Annotated in this window: 19 protein-coding genes and 1 pseudogene; 5 read left to right on the top strand and 15 right to left on the bottom strand. The window is 54.4% G+C overall.

The window, feature by feature from the left end:
• Positions 1 to 52: 52 nt before the first annotated feature.
• The 11 genes and pseudogenes from PJI16_19015 to PJI16_19065 form a co-directional block, all read right to left on the bottom strand.
• Positions 53 to 3,547 carry a helicase-related protein gene (locus tag PJI16_19015; GenBank protein ID MDT3779657.1) on the bottom strand — a complete coding sequence of 1,165 codons (3,495 nt, stop codon included), beginning with the start codon at positions 3,545 to 3,547 and terminating at the stop codon, positions 53 to 55.
• A 14-nt stretch (positions 3,548 to 3,561) separates the two neighbouring features.
• A complete protein-coding gene (locus PJI16_19020; protein ID MDT3779658.1) occupies positions 3,562 to 5,292 on the bottom strand; it encodes an NERD domain-containing protein in 1,731 nt (576 codons plus the stop codon).
• An 11-nt stretch (positions 5,293 to 5,303) separates the two neighbouring features.
• On the bottom strand, positions 5,304 to 6,884 hold the full coding sequence (locus tag PJI16_19025; GenBank protein MDT3779659.1) for a hypothetical protein: 1,581 nt from the start codon (positions 6,882 to 6,884) through the stop codon (positions 5,304 to 5,306).
• On the bottom strand, positions 6,881 to 7,891 hold the full coding sequence (locus tag PJI16_19030; protein MDT3779660.1) for a hypothetical protein: 1,011 nt from the start codon (positions 7,889 to 7,891) through the stop codon (positions 6,881 to 6,883). The genes PJI16_19025 and PJI16_19030 overlap by 4 nt, the downstream gene beginning before the upstream one ends.
• A 156-nt stretch (positions 7,892 to 8,047) precedes the next feature.
• Positions 8,048 to 8,368 (bottom strand): annotated as a pseudogene (locus PJI16_19035) (N-6 DNA methylase).
• An 885-nt stretch (positions 8,369 to 9,253) separates the two neighbouring features.
• On the bottom strand, positions 9,254 to 10,612 hold the full coding sequence (locus PJI16_19040) for a sigma-54 dependent transcriptional regulator (protein ID MDT3779661.1): 1,359 nt from the start codon (positions 10,610 to 10,612) through the stop codon (positions 9,254 to 9,256).
• Positions 10,605 to 12,215, bottom strand: a complete 1,611-nt coding sequence (locus PJI16_19045) for an ATP-binding protein (GenBank protein ID MDT3779662.1) — start codon at positions 12,213 to 12,215, stop codon at positions 10,605 to 10,607. The genes PJI16_19040 and PJI16_19045 overlap by 8 nt, the downstream gene beginning before the upstream one ends.
• A 384-nt stretch (positions 12,216 to 12,599) precedes the next feature.
• A complete protein-coding gene (locus tag PJI16_19050) occupies positions 12,600 to 13,622 on the bottom strand; it encodes an IS110 family transposase (protein MDT3779663.1) in 1,023 nt (340 codons plus the stop codon).
• Between the two features lie 342 nt (positions 13,623 to 13,964).
• Positions 13,965 to 14,711 carry a gamma-glutamyl-gamma-aminobutyrate hydrolase family protein gene (locus PJI16_19055; protein MDT3779664.1) on the bottom strand — a complete coding sequence of 249 codons (747 nt, stop codon included), beginning with the start codon at positions 14,709 to 14,711 and terminating at the stop codon, positions 13,965 to 13,967.
• Positions 14,704 to 15,822 carry a glutamate-cysteine ligase family protein gene (locus tag PJI16_19060; protein MDT3779665.1) on the bottom strand — a complete coding sequence of 373 codons (1,119 nt, stop codon included), beginning with the start codon at positions 15,820 to 15,822 and terminating at the stop codon, positions 14,704 to 14,706. Before PJI16_19060 ends, PJI16_19055 begins: the two co-directional genes overlap by 8 nt.
• Positions 15,823 to 16,491: 669 nt before the next feature.
• Positions 16,492 to 16,725 carry a YtxH domain-containing protein gene (locus tag PJI16_19065; protein MDT3779666.1) on the bottom strand — a complete coding sequence of 78 codons (234 nt, stop codon included), beginning with the start codon at positions 16,723 to 16,725 and terminating at the stop codon, positions 16,492 to 16,494.
• 377 nt (positions 16,726 to 17,102) lie between these two features.
• On the opposite strand from PJI16_19065, the gene PJI16_19070 reads away from it, so the two are divergent.
• The 5 genes from PJI16_19070 to PJI16_19090 all read left to right on the top strand — a co-directional run bounded on the left by PJI16_19070 (position 17,103) and on the right by PJI16_19090 (position 21,486).
• Complete coding sequence (locus tag PJI16_19070) at positions 17,103 to 17,921, top strand: ATP-binding cassette domain-containing protein (protein ID MDT3779667.1); 819 nt, start codon at positions 17,103 to 17,105, stop codon at positions 17,919 to 17,921.
• Between the two features lie 368 nt (positions 17,922 to 18,289).
• Entirely contained in the window at positions 18,290 to 19,369 is a 1,080-nt protein-coding gene (locus PJI16_19075; protein ID MDT3779668.1) for a hypothetical protein, read from the top strand.
• A gap of 42 nt (positions 19,370 to 19,411) precedes the next feature.
• Positions 19,412 to 20,311 carry a methylenetetrahydrofolate reductase [NAD(P)H] gene (metF, locus tag PJI16_19080; protein ID MDT3779669.1) on the top strand — a complete coding sequence of 300 codons (900 nt, stop codon included), beginning with the start codon at positions 19,412 to 19,414 and terminating at the stop codon, positions 20,309 to 20,311.
• A 210-nt stretch (positions 20,312 to 20,521) separates the two neighbouring features.
• On the top strand, positions 20,522 to 21,178 hold the full coding sequence (locus tag PJI16_19085) for a bifunctional precorrin-2 dehydrogenase/sirohydrochlorin ferrochelatase (protein ID MDT3779670.1): 657 nt from the start codon (positions 20,522 to 20,524) through the stop codon (positions 21,176 to 21,178).
• Positions 21,178 to 21,486 carry an MTH1187 family thiamine-binding protein gene (locus PJI16_19090; GenBank protein ID MDT3779671.1) on the top strand — a complete coding sequence of 103 codons (309 nt, stop codon included), beginning with the start codon at positions 21,178 to 21,180 and terminating at the stop codon, positions 21,484 to 21,486. The genes PJI16_19085 and PJI16_19090 overlap by 1 nt, the downstream gene beginning before the upstream one ends.
• 63 nt (positions 21,487 to 21,549) lie before the next feature.
• Here PJI16_19090 and alr read toward each other — a convergent pair whose 3' ends face one another.
• Genes alr through tsf form a run of 4 tightly spaced genes read right to left on the bottom strand, consistent with a single transcriptional unit; the run spans position 21,550 to position 24,679 of the window.
• Positions 21,550 to 22,773 carry an alanine racemase gene (gene alr, locus PJI16_19095; GenBank protein MDT3779672.1) on the bottom strand — a complete coding sequence of 408 codons (1,224 nt, stop codon included), beginning with the start codon at positions 22,771 to 22,773 and terminating at the stop codon, positions 21,550 to 21,552.
• Positions 22,774 to 22,782: 9 nt separating this feature from the next.
• Positions 22,783 to 23,340: a ribosome recycling factor gene (gene frr / locus PJI16_19100; GenBank protein ID MDT3779673.1), complete on the bottom strand. Its 558-nt coding sequence runs from the start codon at positions 23,338 to 23,340 to the stop codon at positions 22,783 to 22,785.
• A gap of 14 nt (positions 23,341 to 23,354) precedes the next feature.
• A complete protein-coding gene (gene pyrH / locus PJI16_19105) occupies positions 23,355 to 24,083 on the bottom strand; it encodes a UMP kinase (protein ID MDT3779674.1) in 729 nt (242 codons plus the stop codon).
• Positions 24,083 to 24,679 carry a translation elongation factor Ts gene (tsf, locus tag PJI16_19110; GenBank protein ID MDT3779675.1) on the bottom strand — a complete coding sequence of 199 codons (597 nt, stop codon included), beginning with the start codon at positions 24,677 to 24,679 and terminating at the stop codon, positions 24,083 to 24,085. The genes pyrH and tsf overlap by 1 nt, the downstream gene beginning before the upstream one ends.
• Positions 24,680 to 24,731: the final 52 nt, after the last annotated feature.

Raw genomic sequence — 24,731 nt, forward strand, 5'->3', positions numbered from 1 at the left:
CATTGCGCCGGGGCCAAACGGCGAAATGAGTTGGCCTCGTCGCACGGGTCCCCTAGGCATCACTAATTTCCTCTTCGCCGAGAATGTAGAGTTGTGTGATTTCGGCCTGACATTCGGCATCAACGTTGCGCAAGGACTGCGGCGTAGCCCATGAGACCCTAGATTTTTCTGGTGTCACATATGCACCTGATGGCCTCAATAAAGGCATGTTCTCAGTATTAAGTCCGCGATCCCATTCTGTTCTCTGCCACCTCTGCCACTCATCAACCCGCCGCTGGAGGATCCGGCGGAGCGCCATGAGTTCGTCTGGATCAACGGAGGCTGCTCGCTGGTCGAGGATGCTCGATACGGCGGCGACCAGCGCTTGGGGAAAGGGGTACGGGCTTTTGGCCTGGTCGGAATCGCCGAGTTGCCGCACATAGCTTGCGATGACGGCGTGGGCCGCGCGGTCAAGTGCTGGTCGCGAGAATGGCGTGACGCTCGTCGGTTCCACCTGCGCGTACAGCCGCTCGTGGTAGCTTCGGAACTTCTCAAAATGAGAGCGATCGCGGGGTTTCGACGCGGTATAGATCGTCACCACGAGGCCGGGCCGATCTGACTTGCGGCCAACACGCCCTGTAACCTGGATGTACTGGGAAGTTGTTTTTGGCTGTCCGACAACGGCCATCAGTGAAAGGCGGTCAATATCAACGCCGACCTCGATGATGTTGGATGCCAGGCAAACATCTACAGCCTGCCCCTGCTGCGAGACCGTGGGGACTTCAAGGGCGGAAATAGCCTTTGGCACCTCGTCTCCCGGCAGGCGGCCGGTTAGTTCGAGTATCTTCCTGAGTTGCCGGACATCTTGGAAATTCATACCGAGGCGCTGCCTGAGGGCACCCCTGAGCAAATCCGGGATGTCGGACTGGAAGAGCGTGAGCGTCGTTCCAAGTTCGCGCAAGCTGTTGAAGAATAGCAGTAGCGTCCACCAAGGGTCACGGTCGGCAGCCGCCATTGGCTGCGGAGCCTGGAGCAAGGCTGAAAACGTGCGTACCTGTACCGTCTGGAGCGAGCCGAGGCCTGGCGCATGGACGCCGGCGTAAATGCGCCCGCGCTCAAGGGTACCATCGGATCGCCGGGCAACTCTTGCGAAGAACGAGTCGTCGGCGTCCAGGCCGGGCGGTGGGAACAGGCTTGTGCGATCTCGCGCGTAGAGGCCCTGCACCTGCTCAGCGTAGCTGCGGATCGTCGCGGTGGAACTCACAATTTTCGGTTTGGCTACCTGCTGCTCCCGTCTGTCGGTACACAATTCCTCAATGATCGGTTCGTAGAGTCCGACCATCGACCCCAGCGGACCGGAAATGAGGTGCAGTTCATCCTGGATAATGAGACCGGGCGGTGAATAGGCTCGTGTCCCATCCTCGGCAATGCCAAACAGCGAGCGCGCCTGCGGCTTCCACGCAAGCATGGCAAACTTGTCCACGGTGCCGATGACAAGGGCCGGACGCGTTTCGTAAATGTCCTCATCGATGACATATAGTGGGAGCAACCCGTGGAATTCGCAGCGCCGATCGGGGCAGGCGTAGACGACCGTGTTGTTGCGGCGCACATAACCAATGACGCGGGGAACGCCACCCCTTCGGCCCCGCCCGCTGCGGGTGGTGAGGTTCACCGGCCCCATTTCTGCCCCGCACCACGGGCACCGATCCAAGACAAACTTGTTCTGTTCACTCCCGTCGCAATTTTGCAGGCTACGAAGGACAGAGCGGGCTTCTTCCCGCGTGTTCGGCGTTGTGGCACTGCCAAGCCAGATGCCGGTGGAGATTTCGGCCTTGCCCAATTCTCCGGCACATTGGCGCCGGACATATTCCATCGCGCAAATCAACCGGGAGGCACGCTGGAACTGCTGCGCGGTGAGCAGGCGGAGCGTGTACCTCATCAGTGTCTGTATGCCGGTGTCGGCAGGGTTCCGCAATCTGCGAAGGAAGATGCTGAACGCGGCCAGTCCAAGATACGCTTCAGTCTTACCCCCGCCTGTAGGAAACCAGATAAGCTCTACCCGTTCGCGGTCAGCGTCACCTGCATCCGCCGTTGACCGCAGAGTGGCGAGGATGAATGCGATCTGAAAAGCTCTCCATTGGCTCCCCCGCGCGCGTTCAGAGTTCAGGTCGAGCGATTCGTAAGGCTCGGTAAACTGGAGCGTCGAAGTTTCATGATCGAATGAGGCGGTGCGGGCTTCCCGCCTCGACCTCACTTGCTGCGTGACCATTGCGAGATTTGCGAGCCGGAAAGCGCGGCGGACTTGCTGGTCGCTTGCAAGCAATGAAAGGCCATCGCGCATCCGCCTGGCTGCTTCGGAGCATTGCTCCATGTGGGCTTCGGCGGTTTCGCGCAATTGCGCGCTCAGGCCGGGGATACGGTCCCGCTGCACCGCGATCCACGCCTCGTACTCGCAGACAATGGCCTCAAGCTGTTCGGTGCCGTCGGAACTCGGGTCGATCCCGGACAGCAATCGCATGGAAGCGACAAGCGGCTGGCCGTTGCTTGAAGGAATGTCCGGCGTGGTGCTCGGCGTTTCAAAGACTGGCAGGCATTCGGCTGAGACGCTATCGGCGGCGGTTACGGCGGTGCGGGTCCAGTCAGCCGCGCACCCGTGGCCTACCGCGAAGGTAAGCTTGTCACGGTACAGCAACTCTTGCGAGCGCTCTTCGCTGTCTAGCGGTTCCCCCGTCGGGTATGGCAGGATTGTTCCGGGAGAACCGGGGTTCAAGCGGACCTCGATCCGGGATTGGAAAAGGGATTGAGAATCTATGCGGCCACCGGCCGACTGGCGGTTAACCAGGCACACCGTGATGAGGTATTCGTCTGGCCGGGATTGGTACGGCCTGGCGAAGACTTCGATCCGCACGTCGAGATTCTCGACATTCTCCCGCAACGGATCACGGGCTTTGACGTAGCCGGTAGAGTCGGGGAAATCCTCGTGGTGGAAGTGGCTTTCAAGCCTAACCGGTGAGCGGAGCCACCATTCTCTCTCGCGTCCAAGAAGCGTCACTGGCAAGATCGTATACCGCCCCCCTGTCGCCAACACATGTAGCGCAGTCCGTTGTGGGAGATGCACTAGCAGGCTTACAGCCATGCTGCTAGCCTTGTATGTATTGGCAGACGAGAGGTCGAAATCGTCCGAATCGGCTTCCGGGAGCCGGTACTCGGCGCGCGCGGCGATCTCTTCGCAGTTACGCACGGCAGAAGGAGCCAGCGTTTCCCTGGCATTTTCCGGTAGCTGAAGTGCAGCCTCTTCATCCGGTGGGGGAAGCTGGGCATCAAGTTCGTCGGCCGCAACCAGGGCCTCCATCGGGTAAAGGACACCGACGCCGTAGCGCTTCGTTGGAGAGTCCCGCTGGAGAATCTCTTCGCCAGAACCGAGTTGGCGGTACGGCCTGTAGGCCGTCTCGGCATCCTCCAGGTGGATGGCCTGCACGCAGTCGATTTCCTGCCCGAGCGGGGACGGCCCGACGAGTTCCTCGCGGAGCGCCCGCAGCACTCCATCACGATTCGCAATATGTGGCACCGGTTGCTCCCCTTTCAATTTTTTTTTGAGACTCCGAGCAGTGACTGGATAATGCCAGCCTTGGCCGTCTCATGCACAATGATATAGAGCCGCTCCAGCGCCCGTGTTGTCGCAACGTAGAAGAGTGATGAGAACATGTCACCATCGACATGTTCGATGTCAGTGACGACGATGGCGGGGGAGTCAAGCCCCTTAAAGCTCTGAATGGTGGTATAGCGGATCTGGCCGGTTGAAGCAGTCTCGAAGGCTACTAGCTGGTTGGACCAGGGCTTGTCAGTAATACTGGCCGCTGCGCATCGCGTCCCGGCCTTCGGCGAAAGGACAACGATGTCATCGCCGCTGTAGGATTCCTTGAAAAGGCGTTCGAGTGTTTTGCCGAGTTCTTTGCGCTGCTGGGATGGCGTGGCGTAGTAACTGATAATCGGCTCAATGTGGTCATCGGGCCGGAGGATGCGCGAGTAGTTAGGCGTGAGGCGGCCTAGGAGGTGCGACAGCGCCGCAACGCGGGGCGTGTTCCGGCAATTCACGCGGAGTGCCCCCCTTGCAAAAGTACCACACCGTTTGCGGATCAAATCCTCGACCTGGTCGCGGTCTTGCCCGTAGAGCATCTGCCGCTCGAAGTCGCCGAACATGCGCCACGAACCGCCCAATATCCCACCTTTGAGGACCAGTTCCAGCACGTCGAGATAGGGAGGGTGAAGCAAGTCCTGCATTTCGTCGGCAATCACCATGTCGAACCGTCCGGTGTCCCGATGCCCGTCCAGCAGCTTTGCCATTGCCGCCTCCGGCAACCCGGCCTTCCAGAACGAGGCATCCGATCCTTCCGGCACCTTGATGCCGACGATTCCCGCCATGTACTGGTGCAGCGTTCCGGCTGTGATCTGGCCGCTACGCGTGACAGGGTGGTTGGACAACCACCTCCCGAGCAAGCGGTTGAAGCACACGAGTAACACGCTCATCCCGGTAGTTGCGGCCCTGCGAGCAACTTCCAATGCGAGGACGGTCTTGCCTGTCCCTGCCGGCCCAGTGAAAAGTACGCGGAGGTTTTCCTCCATCATGTCGATCGCTGTGAATTGTTCCTCGGTGTAGTAGATGATTTCCGCCTGCTTGCGCAGGCGGCGGTCCTGGGCTTTCTCTGCAAACTCAAAATTTGGCCGCAGGATTCTCGCAATCGCAGCAGACTGCTGGATGTCCGGCAGGTGGTCGCTATCACAGAACCACTTGGCCGATGACTGCGATTTCAGATGCGATCTCGCACTTCGCAAGATACCGCTGACCAGCGGCGCAATTTGCTTCCGTATGAATCGGGCCGAATCAACCACCTGCCACGGATGCCATTCGCCGGAGGCGGCTTTCAACTCGATGAATGGGAATGCAACGGCGGAGCAGAAGGGAACGCGGGAAAGCGAAGTGTCGTTTTGGATGACTTGCTGCCGGAGGCTGTGCATCGCCTCAGCGGCTTGCTTAAAAGGGCCGCGCGGGTCGCCCTTAGGATCATGGCCGTAGAACCAGAGTCCATCCCTTCGCTCAAGTGAATGGCACGCCTTCACTTCGAGGCAGAGTACGCCGAGCGAAGGCACGATGATGACAAAATCAGCCTCGCCGGACACCTGCCGCAAATGCTGCGCGATGTCGAGCGAATGGAGGACGATCCAGTCCCGTGTAGCCTCTTCTTGCTTGAGTTTGGCGAATATCTCCTGCTCGCCAGGGCTGGGGCAGGAAACAGGAATGGTTGGCGGGATCATCCGAGCCACGGCTATTCATCCGAATCCAGCAGGACACCGATGCGGTCTGCAGGAATCTCGTACTCCTCTTCCGATATGCCCGTGATCTGGAATGCCGAGAGCGTCCCGCCATCCTGCTCATCAAGGTCGAAGACCATTTCGCCGTCCCGTTCCAGCGGCTCCAGCGATGAGGTTGCAATCTTCTGCAAGAGCATCTGCCGTATTGCTTGGCCTGCCCTCCTGTGTGCCCGGTCGATTTCTCCCATCGCTTCCCAGAGGTCCTGCGTTCTGTCTGACATGCCCGCGAATGCCAGTATGGTGGTGAAGTCCTCTTCCTTTCGCGGGTGAATGCACTTCGCGGACATCCAATAATGGACATTCGCAGGGCGGGCCTCGGACAGATTCTGCGAGCGCAGGTTGCCAGCGACGCGGGCAGCAAGTTCGTGGCGACTCAACGGGCCGAATCGCTCTTGCGCCGCGGCGACTAGGCGGTCTTTCCATCCGGCTTGCTGCGCGCGGCGTTCTGCTGCCAGGGGGCCGAGAATGCGGTCGGCAAGCGGGGCGATGAAGTCGCCTCCCCCAGATGTTCGCAGCAGAAGGTACAGTTCCAGCTCCAACTCATCAGCGGGCACGCGCCTGACAACGGAATCGCCTGTTTCCGTCAAATCAATGACGAGCGAAGAAGAACCTTCATCGGCAGAAACAAAGACAGCGCGACCACCGCTCAAGTGGCAGAGCCGGGCCGGTAGCGTCTCGTCGCCGGCACTGGGTTGCCATCCAGGGATGTGCGAACCGGCTTGGCCCAAAGGGGGCAGGGGCGGGAGCAAGTCCACCGGTTGGAGATCGGGCAAGGTCTGGGTGGGTGGGACGGCCTGGCCTCGAAGCTGCGGTAACGCGCCGACATAGTGCTTCCGGCTCTTGTCAGCTGAGGAACCTGTGCCGTTGAGGAACACCGGCCCCGGCTTCCACGGGTCGCGTATCCAGCGGAATGACACTACATGGATTTGCGCCGCGCGCGGCGCTGAGAAAACATAGTCGGGAAACCACCCGCACGGACCAATGGCAACAAGCACGTCGCACAGATGCGCTTCTCGCAACTGCCGCGCGCTGACAACTGTGGCATTCCGCAACGCGGCGCTGTCAGCAAAGTACGCGGCCACAGCCTGGTTCATGCCGGGATTCCGGAGAACAACCGATAGGCCGCCGCTTTTCCCGTGCAACAATTCCAGCGGCACAGTAAAGGGCGAACCTGTTTCCGCACTTAGGCTTTGCAGTTTCTGCACAAGGCTGGCGAGCGCGGCGTGCGAATCGGGGTACAGTTGCTGGCAAAGCCGCACCTGGCGGTGTAGTTTGTCCCAATCAATGCAAGCGGCTACGGCCGCACGATCAAACGGTAGCGGTGTAGAGCAAAGAGCGAACGCGAGGCGGCTGACTGGGCCGAGCACCGACTGCCAGAACTCTTCTTCCGCTTCGGAATCCAGCGACTGGACCAGTGAACGGCGCGAACGCGAAACATCGGCCAGTCCCGCGTGATCTACCCAGTGGCGAGTGATCTCGCATTTGGAAGCGGTCTCGTAAACGCTGGTTGCGTTGCCGATTGAAACGGGCTTCATGGAATCTTCTCCCGGAAAGCGAGGACTTCCCCTCCTGGGGGGGGGACGCCACTTCCTGGCGAGGAAGTCAAAACATCGGCGCGATTCTGCGAAAACCTGGAATTGACGGCGCTGACCGCATCATCGAAATAGAGTTCTGTGCGGTCGAGGATGACAATCTGGTGCCGGTCCGGCCACATCGCTCCCCACTTGAGGAAGCCCGCCGCCCCATCGAACACGACCCCCATCTCAACCTTGCTGATAACGTCGCCGCTTGGTGGGCTGGAACCGACAGTCACGAGCGCGGAGCGGTAGGATTGCTCGCCCGCGGTGAAGCGATCTACGCGCAGCACATCCTGTAACTGGCCGTCCGCCTGCCAGTCGCCGTTGGCATGCAAGGCAAGAGGAGTGTGCCGGATTTCATGGTCGAGCGCGTTCTTCTTGCCCACGATGGCGAAGACGAGCTTTGACCGCAATCCGAGCTGAACCGGATCGGCGTCGCCCAAGAGGCTGTCAACAAAGCTGTTAGCGAACCGTTTATTCTCCGCGCCCTGCTTCTTAGGCAACTTACCGGAATGTTTGGCTGGCTGCACCTGGAGCGCTCGCGTCTCGTCTATCAGGTACGTTAGCCCGCCGCCAGTTCTGGCGTCCCTGGATTGCACCTGCACGCGCACATACAGCTTGCCCTTGTATTCTTCCGGTTCCTGCAACACGCCTTTCAGAACCTTACGCGCGGATTGGCGGAGGATGACGGGGGTGTCGGCGGGAAGGTCGAAGAGTTTTCCAAAGTGGGCCGCTGCGGAAGAGTGGTCGCGTGCGGCTGCATCGCTGATGACCATCCCCAGGCTTACAAATGCCGCGCAGTAGGCCCGCGTCGGTACGACAATGGCAATCACAATTCGGCTCTTGGAGTTGTCCGCGAATGCGAGATGCTTCCCAACGCTAATGAAATACTCGGCCCACTCCGGGAGGCTATACCACTCACCGGAGTCCTCGAAATACAGGTTTACTGGTGCAGGGACGCTCATGTTAGATAGTCTCAGTTGCTCTTCTCATCGTAAATTCCAGCCGTTCGCTTGTTCGGGCCCCAACGCGGCTCGTGCTGGTGCTTTTTGGACGAGCATGTAACACCGAACGATTCCATTTCTCGCAACACGGATTTAGCCCCTTTTCTCTCGCAGAGCGGCCACGATTTGGAAAAGCAAAAACCCCGACCTACATTTCAAATCGTAGGCGGTAGTAGAGGACTTGGCATGCTGCGACAAGGTGCCAATGACCTTGGCTATGATGCGGCTGACTTCAGACGGGGTGTAGAGCTGGCCCTTGCTCTTTCCGCTCTGGCTGGCGAAGTGCCGCATCAGGTATTCGTAGGCGTCGCCCAGGATGTCGCGTTTGGCACGATTCTTCGAGAAATCGAGCGCGGGATTCTCAAAGATGGTAATTAGGTTTCCGATCCGCTCCACTTGGGTTAACACGTCGCCGAGCTTGTTCGAGTCGTGTAAATCGGTACGGGAATGGTATTCGAGCGTTGGCATAAACCTGGTATGGGGGGTGTTCAGGTAATATCCAAAGGGTTTGGCATGCTGGAGCAAGATAGATAACCGGAAATGTACCTCAGGCATAAAAATAAGTACAGAAAAAACTTTTGGATTGAAGGCTTTATATTTTTTTCACAAAAATGGGGGAAATCCTTTTCGGATTCAATTCGGCGATAAATTTTCTCACAAGATTCTTCGGAGAATCGAAAATGAAATTTAAAAAAACTTGTTGGTGCGAAGCCTTCGGGTTTCAACCGCGAAATTTCGAGGGGGAATTTTCTAGATTCTGATAACTAGAATTGGGGGAAATTCTTTTGAAGTTATGATGATTTTATGATGGCTCTAGTTTGGACTCACGAGGTGGGCTTGAGATTTCAATGGTAGGGTGCCGGGGTTTAGTCCCCGTACGACGAGCCACTTTTGTTTCGGCAAAAGTAGCCAAAACCATGGACGCCCCGTCTGGGCACATGGAAGAGGAGGGACGCCCAACTTGAGAAGAGCGGACCAACTCGCTCTGCTCAAACAAGGTCCGCGAACTGCGAAGAGCGTCCCTCCTTGGGGCCAGCCGGCAGGCGTCGGGCCAAGATTAATGCGTATCGAGGTAAAACCATTGAGCGCGAGCCCACTCCTAGCGCTCAGGATGACCACGAGGGGAGAGGGATGGGCGAGGACGGATGGTGAGGATGACGGAGGAATTAGGATGAAGAGTCTGTGGCCATGGTGGAGGAGTCCTATGATTTTGCTAGATCCTTCGTTGGCCCTTGTCCTGAGCGTAGTCGAATGGATCAGGATGACAATTTGGGAGGGGGATGGGCGAGGGCTGATGGAGATTATGGGGAGGGCGGATTGAGGTTAGCGGAGGCCGTATTCTTTGAGTTTGCGCTGGAGGGTTTTCCGGTGGATGCCCAGGAGTTCCGATGTCCGGTTTTCGTCGCCTTGCTGCGCATCGAGGACTTTGAGTATGTGTTCCCGTTCGAGCTGTCCGAGTGTTTTCCAGTCCGGGTGGGATGGCGATTGATCGGGGAGGGCGGGAGGCGCGACGAGCGCTAACGGGAGGTCGTGAGACATGATGAGGGAATGCGGGGTCATGACCACGGCTCGTTCAATGGTATGTTCGAGTTCGCGCACATTTCCCGGCCACGAATAGTTGGTGAGCAGGGCTAACGCCTGCGGGTGCACTCCGGTGATGACCTTGTTGTTGAGCTGGGTATATTTGGTGAGGAAGTAGTCGATGAGTGTGGGGATGTCTTCGACTCGTTCTCTCAGCGAGGGCAGATGCAGCGTGACGACGTTGAGCCGATAATACAGGTCTTCCCGGAACTTGCCCGATTCCACCAGTTTTTTGAGGTGTTTGTTGGTCGCGGCAATGATGCGGACATCGACTTTGATTGATTCCATGCCGCCCACACGGCGGATTTCATGCTCTTGTAGGACCCGGAGAAGTTTGCTCTGCAGGTTCGGGGAGATATCGCCGATTTCATCCAGGAAACAGGTGCCTCGATTGGCCGATTCCAGGAGTCCTTTTTTGAGGGTGATGGCTCCCGTGAAGGCCCCGCGTTCGTGACCGAATAATTCACTTTCCAAAAGATTTTCTGTGAGGGTGCCGCAATCCACGGCGATGAACGGCCCGTCGCTTCGGAGACTGTTGGCATGCATGGCACGGGCAATGAGTTCTTTTCCTGTTCCTGTTTCACCATGGATGAGGACGGTGGATTCCGTCGGGGCGACCCGGGCGATGAGTTTGTACACGGCCACCATCGGCGGACTGTTGCCTTGTATCTGGTTGATGCCATTTCCTTTTGGCAGGAGTGGCTGAATCGATACCCGGGCCTCTTCCAGGGTGTGTTTATGGTCACAGGCCCGGCGGACGACGGAACGAATTTCTTCCAATGCGAACGGTTTGGAGAGGTAATCGAAGGCTCCGGCTTTGATGCCTTCCACAGCCGTGGACAACGACCCATAGGCGGTGAGGAGAATGACCTGGGTGAGGGGGCTGCGTTTTCGTGTTTCGGCCAGGAGGGCCAAACCGTCCATGTGTGGCATTTGAATATCCGATAACACCACATCCGGCGTTTGATCGAGGAAGGTGTGTAAGGCGGCTTGCCCACTCGTTGCGGTGTGCACCTGATAGCCTTCTTTTTCCATGATTTCCCGAAGCAGAGTCAGCGTGTCCGGTTCATCATCGACGATGAGAATGGTGACTTTATGCATGATCTGAGATTCTCCAGGCGGGTAACCGAATGAGAAAGCGGGTGCCCTGGCCCTTTTCGCTCTGCACGGTGATGTGGCCCTTATGTAATTGAATAATTTCGGTGGTAATGGCTAACCCCAATCCCGTTCCTGATCCCACACTTTTGGTGGTAAAGAAGGGGTCAAAGATTTTTTCGATGTGTTCCCGCGGAATCCCCGGTCCCGAATCGTGAATGTCGACGATTACCTCCGGTCCCGCGTGAGGGGTATCTTCGGCGTTTAGGGCTTGAATGGTCAAATGCCCGCCGTCCGGCATGGCATCGATGGCGTTATCGATGAGGTTGTTGATGGCCTCCTGAAGATGAAAGGCATCTCCCTGAATTGGCCACAGATCCGGCGAAAAGTGGGTGAGCCCTTGAATGCCGTGCTCTTGGAGAAGCGGGCGAAATAATAACAGTGATTGGTCGATCAGGGTCGGGAGGGAGACCTGTTCGACGGAGATGGTGGGTGTTCGGGTGAAGGTGAGTAAGTCCTGGATGCTGTGGGTGAGGCGATCGGTTTGTTTGAGCATGGTTCGCACTCGTTCCAGGACTTCCTGGGGAAGATGTGGATCTTCCTGGAGAAGTTGGAGGTGTCCGAAGATGGCTGTTAAAGGTGTGCCGATCTTGTGGGCAATGGTGGCAACCAGTTGACCCAGGACGGCTAACCGTTGTTGCCGGAGAATGTCACGTTGCGCAATGGAGAGGCGCTCGTTGACGGCGGCCAACTCTTCGTTCCGTTGCCGGAGTTCTGCTGTTGCATCCTCCACTCTGGTTTGTAGGACATCCCGTGCCTGGGCTAACGCCTGATTCAATGAGGCATTTTCCCTCATGACCTCTTGGATCTGTTGTGCCATTGAATTGAACTGGCGGGCTAAATCGCCTATTTCGTCTGTTTTTTCGATCGACACCAAAGTGGCCCATTTGCCCTTTTCGACTTCAGCCAGTCCGGTTTTGAGCCGCCCAAGGGGACGGATCACATGTCGATAGAGAAAGAAGTTTAACGCCACCACGATGCCGAATCCCATGATCAGACTGATGATGAGTGACCAATTGAGGAAAAATCGCGTGATGGTGGTGAGTTGCCCGGTCCAGTATTCGGCATAGATGACCCCGGTGGTTTTCCCCTGTATGGCAAGAGGCGTGGATAATTTGAGCCGATCATCGCCAGGTTGATTGTGAAAGCGGCCTTGGGGTTCTTCAAATTGGAAGGTGTGGGTGACCATCAACGGAATTTCGGATGAAGTGTCCTCGGTGTTCCCAACTTGCGTGAGCAGGATCGGCGGATCATCGGCCTTGGTGCCTTTCCCATAGACGCGGAGGAAGATGAGATCGGGATTCCGGCTCATCAAATCGTTTAAGTATTTCTCTCGCAATGTCGCATTGTGAAAATGCTTTTCTGATTGAAAGCGTGCGCCGATTTGGCGAAGGAGGACGAGAGACTTGGAGTGAATGACATCTTTGGCCAATTCCGCCACATAATATTGATGCAAGAGTTCTGTGACCAGAATGGCCCCGCCCACAATGAGGATGATGATGAGGGAGGCCTTGGCTTGGAGTTTCCAGGGATGGTGCCAGGAAATCATGTTTTGAATATTCGAGTTATCGTTTTTATACCGGAAAGAATCGTCTGAATTCCAATTGCCACATGGCTGATTGGATGTGGTGAAGACGTGTGTCCCATGGTTCTATCCAGCAACGTTCTTGTCATATATGGACTCCCCCTTGTTTGCAAGCAGGATTTCTTTCTGGATGAGAGAAGGGTCTGCGGTCATATATCCGGCTTCGTGATGGAACCTTGTTTGTTCCGAGCCTTGATGTTTGTCGCGCGGCAACTCCTCTGCATCCTGACGGCTTGATGGTTCAGCCGATGACAAATCTCAGGGTTTGCTCCCGCGAGGGGGGACCACTTTCGCCCATCAGTTGGTGTCTCCTGTTACGCACTCCTTGGAAGGGCTTCTCCATCTTCCTTACACGGCCTCGCATAGTTTGGCGACATCATACGGCTGGTTTTTGGATATGAGGGCGAACGCCATTCGCGCATTCTTGTTTGCTAAGGCCACAATCGCCTTATTCATCCCCCGTCGGGCCACCAAGCGTCGGAGCCAACAGCTGAGGCGATCGGATTTCTCCCCCACTTGGCGCACCACCGCCCGGGCCCCATGAATCAGCAACTGTCGGAGATACCGATCCCCTCGTTTACTGATCCCGCCGAGTCGGACCTTGCCCCCGGTGCCGGTGTGCTTGGGCACCAACCCCAAGGTGGCCGCGACATGGCGGCCATTCCGATAGGCCTGGCCCGCCAGTTTGGCCCAGAGGGCCGAGGCGCCTAAGGGCCCAATCCCCCGAGCCTGCTCGAGATGCTGACAGATCGGCTGCCGCGCATTCTCCCGTTTGATCTGGGCTGTCACCGCCTCAATCTTGGTGTCCCACTCCTTGAGCTCGGCCTGTTGGTCGGCCAAGAACTGCCGGACCAAGCCCGACCAGCGATCTTCGGTCAGGAGAAGAGCCAGCGTTTTCCGAACCGAGGCGACCCCCATGGGAATGGCCACGCCGTATTCCAGCAAGATGCCACGGGTCTGATTCACCAGGGCGGTGCGATTGTTCAGGTAGCGACTCCGGACCCGATAGAGGGCTTGCACGGTCTGCTGCGCTTCGCTGGCCATCCCGACAAACCGCATGCCCGGCTCTTGCACCGCCCGGCAAATCGCCCGGGCATCGGCCGCATCACTCTTATTGGTCTGCACCCACGGTTTGACATACTGCGGAGCGATCAGGCGCACCTCATGCCCCAACTTCGTCAGCTCCCGCGCCCAGTAATGCGCCCCGCCACACGCTTCCATGCCGATGAGCGTAGGCGGGCGAGTGGCCAACCACGGGAGTAGCTTCTTCCGCGAGAGCCGTTTCCGTTCCACGCTCGGCGTGGCTCCCTCTTCCACATAAAGCTCGAAGACCTGTTTGGCAATGTCGATCCCAATTGTTGTACGCTTCATGCTGACACCTCCTTTTCGTTGAACGCTGGGTACATGGTGATCCAGCTTGGCACACTCGATGCCGTCCTTAAAGGGGGGAGTCCATACCATTATCCTGAGTGAATCGAAGGATCTCGCTGAGGGGTGGGACAAATCGACTTGGGCACAGATTCTTTGCCTCCGGCTCGGAATGACCATGTAGCACGGGCTTATCGGATCACCTTACCAATGTTTCATGTCGGGTTGGTGCCTCTTAGATTACCACGCGATAGCGTTTGACACTCTTTCCCATCTTATTTCGGGCTCATTGTCTGTTGTATTGTAGAATCTGTGTGTTTGACGATTGGTGATGAACCTGGCCGATTACGGGTTTCTTGTTCGTTGGTAGTGTTGGCAGGATCGGACGAACGCCCGCAGGAGCTTTTGTGTGGTTTGGCTTCGTAGTTGTCGTTCGGGATGCCATTGCACGGTAAAAATATGGGGGTACCTGGGATGTTCCATCGCTTCAATCAGTCCGTCGCTGGCGATGGCGGCAGGAATGAAATCGGGGGCGAGGGTCCTGACGCCCTGATGATGTTCGGTGGCGACCACCTTTCGACCCTTTCCGAGGATTGTCGCCAATCGGGTGCCCTGAATGACCTTGATGGGATGCAGCCCGTTTTTCTTGCCTTCATGATCCACATGATAGCCCTGTTTAGGTGGATGAATATGTTGATGAAGGGTTCCTCCTTCCAGGACATTGATCAACTGCATCCCATAGCAGATTCCTAAAATGGGCAACCGCCGTGTTTTTCCAGCCTTGTAGAGCCAAGCTTCAAACTTTGACCGGTTTTTGAACGCCACTTTTGTGCGTTTTTTAGGGCGTTCTCCATACCAGCTTGGGTCAAGATCGTCGCCTCCGACAATGACCAACCCGTCAATGCCTTCCAGATAACGGTTGCGAAGGGTTTCCCTGTGATTAATCGGGAGCAACACCGGATGACCGCCCGCTTCGGTCACTGCGGCGGCATAGCGGTGGTCACATAATAAATCGTAGTTGGCGAAGTCCTTGCGGTTGGATACGGCTTCACAGGTGATGCCGATTAACGGGGCGGGAAAACGTTTACTCATCGATGGAGGCTCGCTTCCGGCCCAGCCACACCCGATCGGTACTGGGAAAGGGGACTCCTAATTCGGTGGCAAAATCCTGCAAGGTGTTGCCACTGAGCAAATGGCCTAATCCTGAGCGATAGCGTTTGGCAAACCGGCGTTGCCATGTTTGCGGGTGCTCACGAATGGCCAGGGCGACTGCATCATGAATGAGTCGAGTGCCGTTATATCTGCGTTTGAACAGCCGGAGAACCTCATAGATTTCTTCAGGAATATCCATGTCATCGATTTCTTCCCGGTGTTCCCAGAGGAATCGGTCCAAATATTCCGGAGCTGGTACCCATTCCCGTTTCCAGGGGAGGTTGGCTTTCATGCCTTTGGTCGCGGCTTCTGTTCTGGCAAGGAGGTAATCGGCATGGCTCATTCGATTGGCAGCCGCCTTCCCCCTGAGCCATCGCAAACACACGGCTTTCACCAGACATAAATTCGCCACGACAAATTCCGGAATATTGGAATCGAAGACCCGAATTTCCAAAGTGGGCGGTTTGGTTTTTCGTCCTTTGCTATAGACCAGCTCCCTGGTATCGACCGAAGTGAGATCCCCTCGTTTCGTGGGCGTGAAGTAGGTGGCATTTCCCCGAAGAAACCGGTTGGAGGCTTTCCCTGTGACTTTTTTGTCCCATATGGGAGAATTGGCCCCGGTGGCGATGAGCAGGGGGAGTTGATCATGGAGATGCCAACTGAGGGCTGTGGCTTCTTGTTTGGTGAGTTTGCGATTGGCAACAGAAATGTGCAAGTGGGTGCCCGCAAACCGGTTCGTCCAGCCTCCCACAAATAACGGCACACGATAGTCTTGTTCGTCTTCCCGACTGCGATACAGTCCGCGCAGGTATTTTCGCAAACCGGCCCTGAGTAAAAACAAGCTCTCTCTGACCGTGCTAAAGGGACGACTGTTATATTCGCTGCCGATGGAGGCATCCCGGGTAAAACGTTCTCCGGATTCGGAAAGACCGGGCCGGGGTTTGGACAGGCGTCTGCCGATTTTGTGATCGGTGACATTAATACTGTACGCTTCGATTTCGACGCCAATGACGATTCGTTGATGAAACGGGATGCGTATTATGCCTGCCATAGCAAGATAGGATGTCCTTATCTGTTGGGGTGGTCGGGGAACAGAATGGGTTTCGTGTCTGATGTCCTATCGGATTCGTGGATCCTTCCATTGGAGGAACCATCCGTTAGCGAAGAGCCATTCCTGCGAATTAAATAAGCTTGGGCCTGGTGACTGTACGGCAGATCACTGCGGGGTATCACGCTCAAAATTTCTCGAATAACTTTTAATGTGGAAATACGTTCACAAGAGATCAGAATCTCGGAAGGTCAATGGGATAGACTCCTGAGATCCAATTGTAGTCGTCTGGGTAGAAAGAGTCTAGAAGGGGCAAATTGTTCCTTGACTTTTTCTCATTTTTTCTGGTGTCCTCGGATTCAAATTTCAAAGCGTCTTCTGGGTTTCGTGTCCAAACAAAGTTATCCTCACTCAGGTCGGGAACACACATGCTCATTGGCAACTCTTTCACCCATTTGTCATCCCAGGCCTTTGAGGAAGGCTCTGTGCCCATATTGAGAATGGCATAGATAAGCGAGGTCCTTCGTGGATCATGGCCTGAGCCAATCCGACTGCATCCGGGACAGGCTTGTCGGGCGACTCGGGCCGACAAAGTTTTCCACCGGGTGTTCTCTCCATTCATGGTTTGCTATACCCGGAACAGCTTCTGAACCCTTGAGTGCTTTGTACCTATTAGGCGCCCATGACGGCCGCTTTACCTCTTTTGACAAAATTGTCAACTGTGTCTTTGGTATTGTCTATCCAGTCCTCGGCATGATCCAACGTATCGGAGGCAAGATCATGGAGGTCTTCTCTGGTTCGTTTCCCGGACTGTGGAGCCCACAACAGGCCTGCTGCGATTCCCAAGGTAATTCCGGACACAAAGGCCATGGTCCCGATTGCGCACCCTGAAGACATCAATTTCATTTCGACCTCCCTCTTTTAAACGTAGCCTGGTGAATGTTGGCCGTTCTGTACGGCTTACGGACTCTCACTCAATTTTTATATCAGAAGCAACTGATGTGCCAGTGATGGTTGTGTCTGTTCATGGTGAACCATAGTCTGATTGTGGGCGTTATGTGGATTTTACTGTTCGTTCATTTTTTCAAAATGGAGCAATTTGTCTTTGTGTGGGACGGGTTGTTTTTGCTAAAGGTTAGCGGTCCTGTTTTTCGGGGAAGAGGATGTGGTGGGATATGCCGTGTCCTACCCATGAGGTGAAATCTGTTGATTCGTTGGAGACCGTCATGTGTCTTGGTGGTCTGTGAGCCTTGGTCGATTGTTTCCGTGGCAGGAGGGTGTGGATGGCGGAGGACATGATGAGTGCGAAAATATCCCCTTTCATTCAGATTCACCATGCGACGGTGTATCGGGGAACTCAGCCTGTCCTCCATGATCTGTCCCTGGAAATTGGTCAGGGGAGTTCGACCGTCATCCTGGGTCCCAATGGGTCAGGGAAATCGACATTTATGAAGTTGCTTTCGAGGGAACTGTATCCGGTCGTCGGGCCGGATCGATTTGTCCGGCTGATGGGGAAGGAGCATTGGAACGTGTGGGAATTACGCTCCCAGATTGGGATAATTTCCTCGGATATGCAACAGGCCTATCCGGGCCACACCACAGGGTTGGAAATTATTCTTTCGGGGTTTTTCTCTAGTATGGCTGTGTATGACCACCAAACCATCAGTCTCCGACACCGTAACGAGAGCGCTGAGATGATGCGCAGGCTTGGGATTGCCCATCTTCGAGATCGCCCATTTGGGGAGATGTCTACCGGAGAACAACGGCGAGCTTTGTTGGGTCGGGCGTTGGTGCACGAACCTCAGATCCTTGTGTTAGATGAGCCAACCACCGGGCTGGATGTGCAGGCGTGTTTTCAATACCTTCAGATCATTCAAGATTTTATTCACCGTGGAGGTACGGTGATTTTAGTAACGCACCATGTCCATGAAATTCCTCCGGAGATTGATCGGGTTGTGTTGTTGAAACAGGGCCGGATCATGGAAGATGGTCTTAAGGGGGATGTGCTGAATGATCACCGGCTATCCGTCCTTTTTGAGACTCCTGTTCACCTTCTTCATAACCGGGGATGGCTCCAGATTGTCCAGGCCTCGCCCGACTAAGGTCGGGTTTTGAAGACCGTTTGAAGGGATGAGGATGACTTTCCCTTACAGGACGTGTTCTATTCCCTAGCAGGGTGTTAAAAAAGTCCGTAGCGGCGTTCTCGCCCCTTGGCCGTGCTCACGTACTTCTCTGTACGCTTCGCCCGTTCAAGCGGAAGCAGCCTTTTCTTCGATAAGCCTCAGGCCAATTCTGGACGGGTCTTTTTGAACATCCTGCTTCGCTCATGGGAGATCACAAAATTTTGGATTGCGAACGCTCTCAGCGAAATTTTGAATTTTTCAACAGCCTGCTAGAGTATCCTTGTTTATCCGGCATGGCCTAATTTTTTAATTTTTTTCTCATCATGTGTTAAGAAAAGAGAACGGATATGGTTGACGGGTTCCTGCTGTTTGCGGTCTTGGATGTGTGGCGGATGGTGTTGCCGTTAGGATTGACGCTTCTGTTGCTCGTGACGGAGTTGCTGTGTCGCTGGCAAGGCGATTCCTATCAAAGAGGGCTCCGGGAGGTTCTTACCTCCTTGGTCGTTCGATTGACGGTCGGTTTGCTGGTGATATCTTCAGTTGTCGGACTTCTTGTGCCGGCCATTCTTGGTTTCCCTCTGCCGGAATCTCATATTGCCGTGGGGCCGTGGAGCTATGAGGAAATGTTGGGTTTTGTGTTGGGCGGATTCTGCCTTTGGAAAAGCCTGCAGAAAAATGGTTCCGGAAAGCATTCGGGGATTGTCTGGCTGGGATGTGCGAGCGTCCTGTTCTTTGGAGCCGGTGTCCTCTGGTTAGCCCGATGGGATGCCATGGCGCATGAAGGACATGTGGCTGGGGGATGGTTTGTACTCGGATTGTCGACCGTGGATTGGACCCGAGTAGTTCCAAAAAGCCTCCATCTTCTTTTTGCCGGTTTGGCTGCTGGGGGATTGGTGGTGACGCTGCTGGGGCTGTTGGGATGGTCAGGCGGGCCGGTTGCCACTGACTCCACCTCTCCTTCACGCTTCCTCCCATCCGATGGACAGGTTCGGTACGGGATTGGTTGGATGTTAGCGGGGCTGGTCCCGCAAATGTTTATCGGTCCCTGGTTGTTTCTGGTCTTGGGTGAGGGGCCGAGAGGTGGCCTGATTGATGGCGCCGGCTTGGCCTCTGCATTCTTCATCGTGGGGGTGATGGCAGCCCTGGTGGCCATGGTGTTGTTAAATGCGTCATTTATGGTGCCGCATGTCAAAGGTCTTGTTTGGGGAGGGATTATTTGTACGGTGATCACCCTGGTACTGATGGGGATGGTCCGGTATGTCATGTTTTTGAGTACCTTAGAGGGGCAGGGGATTCCCATTGCGATTGGGAATGTGACCGTGTTTCATCTTCTGACCGTTCTGGTTTTGACCGGTCTTGTGGGCGCAATTCTCGTTCGTTGGTGTGTGAGACCTCTTTCTGTTTTTCATGCCAAGGCCGAATTGTGATAGAGACTAGACAAACGTGGGTGAGCGATTTAAGGTATGACCATGCATATTTCTGAGGTGTTGCGGACGCATCATCCTGCGATTAGTTTCGAGTTTTTCCCCCCAAAAACGGAACGGACGTTTCAAGAACTGTTTGAAGCGATTTCGGCCCTCATGCCGTTAAAGCCTGCGTATGTCAGTGTAACCTATGGGGCTGGCGGATCTACCAGGGAACGCACGCATGATTTAGTCGTGAAGCTGAAACGGGAAACCGATCTGACGATTGTGTCTCATTTAACCTGCGTGGGATCAGGCCGTCAGGAAATTCATCAGATTCTTTCGAAATACCAGGCCAGCGGTATCCATAACATTATGGCTTTGCGGGGAGATCCTCCCAAGGGATGCACGGCGGTGGAGATTCCTCAGGATGGCTTTCAGTTTGCGTCTGATCTGGTGTGGTTTATTAAGCAGCAGTTTCCTGAAATGGGCGTGGGAGTGGCGGGATTTCCCGAAGGACATCCCGGTACGCCCAACCGGTTACAGGAAATGGACAATCTGAAGCGAAAAGTTGATGCGGGTGCTGATTATATCTGTACCCAATTGTTTTTTGATAATCGGGACTTTTTTGATTTTTGTGAACGTTGCGAAGTTGTGGGCATTAAAGTACCGATCATCGCGGGCATTATGCCGATTGTTTCCAGGAAGGGCATGGCTCGCATGTCTGAGCTGGCGCTTGGGGCCCGTATTCCGGCAAAACTTTTGCGGGCGATGGATCGAGCGGAGAATGATGTTTATGCGGAAGGGGTGGGCATTCATTGGGCGACCGAACAGGTGGTGGATCTGATTGATCATAAAGTGAAGGGTATTCATTTTTATACCTTGAATAAATCGAAGGCAACCTTGAAAATTTATGAGTCTCTCGGTATTCAAAGTTCAGAAAGTCTTCAGCATCCGGTCGAATAAACCCTGCCTGATTTTTCCTGTCCGTTTCTCAGCACCCCTGTAATAGGCATTCCGTCTCTCGGTTCTCTCGACCTGTTCTCCGTGTTCCTTTCCGTGTGTTTTGTCGCCTGCGACCCATGCAAGTTTGTGGGCCAGGGGATTGGGGATTTTACCCTTTCCCCCTGTGGTGCATGTTGGGTAAGATGTGTCGGGTTCTAAAGGAGGATATTCATGACGAAGAATGCAGGGTTTCAGGTAACACTTGATTTGGATGGTCGCCAATGTATGGTGATTGGTGGTGATGAGGAAGCCGTGGAGAAGGTGCATCGGTTGTTGGATGCCGGAGCAAAAGTTACGGTGGTAAGTCCTACTCTTCATGTCGATTTGCGGAAATTGACTGCCTCAGGGAAAATTATTCATCGGGGACGAACCTTTCGATCCGGTGATGCTCAAGGGGTTGTGCTGATTATGAATGTGTTGAAGGACGATCTGGATTTGGCTAAGTCCCTGTTCGAGTTGGCGAAAACGGAACGCTGTCTGGTGTGGTCGATGGATTTGCCAGAATATTCGACGATCATTATGCCTGCGCTGGTCAAGCGCGGGAATCTTCGAATAGCGATTAGTACGAGCGGGACCGCTCCGGCTCTGGCGAAGGTGCTTCGTCAAAACCTTGAATTGCTGTTTGATGATGAATTTGACCAGTTCCTGGATTGGTTGGGCGCCCTGCGTGAAGAGCTAAAGAGTACGGAAGTGAGCGACCGTCGGCGTCGTGAGCGCCTGGCGGAAGCGGTCAATGGCTTTCAATTGACCGGGGAAATGGAGTATCCCAATAGTTGGAAGTTGTCCAGTGAGGAGCAGGTGGAACCCGTTGGAAAGGAAGGTGGGTAATGGTGCTGTTGGAATTTAGCATGTCGCCTCTTGGTAAAGGCGAGAGTGTCGGAAAATATGTGTCCCGGTCACTAGACCTGATTGATAAAAGCGGAGTGGATTATCGCCTCAATCCCATGGGAACTGTGTTGGAAGGCGAGTGGGATGACGTGTTTCGCGTCGTGAAAGATTGCTATACCAGAATGAAAAAGGATTGCCCTCGGATTTCTTGTGTGATTAAGGTTGATTATCGGCGTGGGAAGAAAGGCCGGTTGGCTGGCAAGGTGGCAAGTGTCGAGAAACATTTAAAGCGTAAGTTGAAAACCTAAAATGCTAAACCCTTTGCCTGAGTCAATGTGGTCGTGTGGGGAATGAATCCGTCAGCTAGGTGGTCATTCCAGGATTTTTTTTGCTGACGGTTTTGGTGCTGGTGACGGAGAAGAGTCAGGAATGTGGGGAAGGTAAATCCGGTTTGCCTTTCCTCCGATCCCGCATAAGACTTCATAGGGAATCGTTTTTAACCATCCGGCATGATCTTCGGCTGTTATTTCCCGCGTTCCCTGTTTTCCCAATAGCATGACCTCGTCTCCAACAGTTGGATGGGGGATGTCCGTGACATCCACCATCATCATATCCATGCAAATTTTTCCAATAATTGGGGCCGCTTCTCCCTTGAGTAGGACATGCCCGACGCCGGTGAGATGACGGGGAAATCCGTGGGTATAGCCCACCGGCAGGACGGCGATTTGAGATGGTCTCCGTGTGCGGAACAAAGCATTGTATCCCACAATTTCGCCCGGCTGAAGTGAGCGGAGATGGGCCACGTATGTGGTGGCTTGCATTACCGGTTCAAGCGTGAGGGACTGTGGCGAACTCTCCTGCCGCGGTGCGTATCCATATAACATTAATCCAGGTCTAACCATGCCCAAATGGGCAGTTGGATGAAAGAGGATTCCTGCGCTATTGGCCATATGAAGAATCGGTTTATGGATCCCCAGTTGCTTTGCCTGGTCGATAAATGCCAGAAATGATTGGATTTGCCTATTGGTTAATGTGGGGTCATGATTGTCGGCATCAGCAAAATGGCTCAGGAGGCCCTGTATTTCAATGAGAGGAGTTGAGAGTGATAGTCCGGTGAGTAGAGAGAGGGCTTGATCAGTTTCGAAGCCAAGTCGGTGTAATCCGGTGTCGACTTTGAGGTGAATGGGAAAGGGGGTGGCCCGAGGAGAAAGTAGCTCCAGAAGTTGTTGAACAATTTCGGCCCGTGAAATCACCGGTGTTAGCTGATGCCGAATAATCTCGGGTAGATGTTCCGGTAGCAGTGGTCCCATGACCAGGATGGGGCAGCGGATGTGGTGTTCTCGAAGGACTATGCCTTCCATGACCGATGCGACGCCAAATCCAAAGATGCCCAGGTGTTCCAGGGTTTGAGCTACAGGGATTGCCCCATGGCCATAGGCATCGGCTTTAATGACGGCCAGAACTTTTGTCGACGAAGTGATCGATTGCCGGATTTGTTGGAAATTTCTGGTTAGCGCATCAAGACGGATAGAAACGGTGATCGGAGGCGGAAGGTGTCGAAGGTCGGAAGGTGAAGGTGGCCTGGTCGGTATCACAAATATTCCTCAGATCGCGAGTATTTCCTCCTCCTTTTTCTTGGTGAGGTCATCGACGGCCTGTATGAATTTGTCTGTGAGTTTTTGGATCTCGGTTTCCAGGCGGCCCTTGGCATCTTCTGTCAGTGAGCTTTCTTTGTGAAGGTGTTTGAGTTCGTCATTGCCTTCACGACGAAATCCACGAATCTGTACTTTGGTCTCTTCCCCATATTTTTTACTGAGTTTGACTAAATCCTTCCGTCGTTCTTCGCTCAATGGGGGAATGGGGAGCCGAATGAGTTTTCCGTCATTGGAGGGAGTGAGTCCCAATTCCGAACTAATGATGGCACGTTCAATTTCCCGGATTTGGGAGGTATCCCAGGGTTGAATGGTGATCATACGGCTCTCAGGAATCGCGAGGTTGGCAACCTGCTTGAGGGGAGTGGGCGTCCCGTAATAATCAACGGTAATATGGTCGAGTAGTCCTAATGAAGCACGACCGGTTCGGAGAGACATGAATTCTCTCTTGAGGTGCTCGATGGCTCCCTCCATTCGCTGAGTAGTTTTAAGAATGGTTGGATCGTTCATGATCATTCCCCACGTTAAGTGACAAGCGCATTTTTGGAGACAATGGTGCCGATCGGTTCTCCCTCAAGGATTTTTCTGATGTTTCCTGAGGACGTCAGATTGAAGACAATGATAGGCAGATCATTATCCATGCACAGCGTGATGGCTGTAGCGTCCATGACTTTCAGGCTTTTATTGAGCACCGATAAAAATGGTAATTCCGTGAAGCGTTTTGCCGTGGGTGTCGTCATCGGGTCCGCGTCGTAGATTCCATCAACCTTCGTGCCTTTCATGATCACATCCGCACCAATTTCCATGGCCCGGAGCGCGGCGGCCGTGTCGGTGGTAAAGTATGGATTGCCGGTGCCAGCGGCGAAAATCACCACACGTTTTTTTTCCAAATGCCGAATAGCCCGACGACGAATGTAGCTTTCGGCTAACTGACGCATCTCAATTGCCGATAAGACCCTGGTGGGGACGTCTTTTTTCTCTAACGCATTTTGCAAAGCCAGAGCATTCAACATGGTCGCGAGCATGCCCATATAATCGGCCGAAGCTCGTTCCATGCCAGAGGCACTCGCAGCGAGGCCTCTGAAAATGTTGCCACCTCCAATCACAATGGCGATTTCCACCTTCATGGTCAGGACGTCGGCAATTTCGTCTGCGAGGTTATGTAAAACGGAAGGCTGAATGCCGTAGGTTTGTTCCCCAGCAAGCATTTCTCCACTGATCTTTAAGAGAACCCGGCGATATTTGAGCGACATTAGTCCTGGCCGAGTTGGTAGCGCGTAAAGCGACTGATCGTGAGGTTTTCCCCTAATTTTGCGATTTTCTGCGAAAGGAGATCTTGGATGCTGATGCTGGGATCCTTAATGAAGCCTTGTTCCAGGAGGCATTGTTCCTGAAAGTATTTTTCCAATTTCCCTTTGATGATTTTTTCCCAACTCGCTTCGGGTTTGCCCGATTCCTTTATCTGCGCGAGATAGATATTTTTTTCCCGTTCAATCAAGTCAGCCGGAACGTCTTCACGTTTAATATACAAAGGATGGGAGGCCGCGATTTGTAGAGCCACTTCTTTGACGAACGCTTGAAATTCTTCATTTCGTGCAACAAAGTCTGTTTCACAATTGACTTCGATCAGAACTCCGATTTTTGATCCTGAATGAATATAGGAGGAGATAATGCCCTCTTTGGTTTCTCGTCCTGCCTTTTTTTGCGCAGCAGCCAACCCTTTTTGGCGCAACAGATCGATGGCTTTTTCAACATTATTTTCTGTGTCTTGAAGGGCTTTTTGACAATCAAGGATTCCTGCCCCTGTTTTGCCTCGCAACTCCTTCACCAAGGCACTCAAGCTAGACATATGCATGCTCTCCTACTGAGTATTGTATTATAAATTTCGGTTCAAATTGATG

The organism is Nitrospira sp. MA-1 (assembly GCA_032139905.1).
Classification (GTDB): Bacteria; Nitrospirota; Nitrospiria; order Nitrospirales; family UBA8639; genus Nitrospira_E.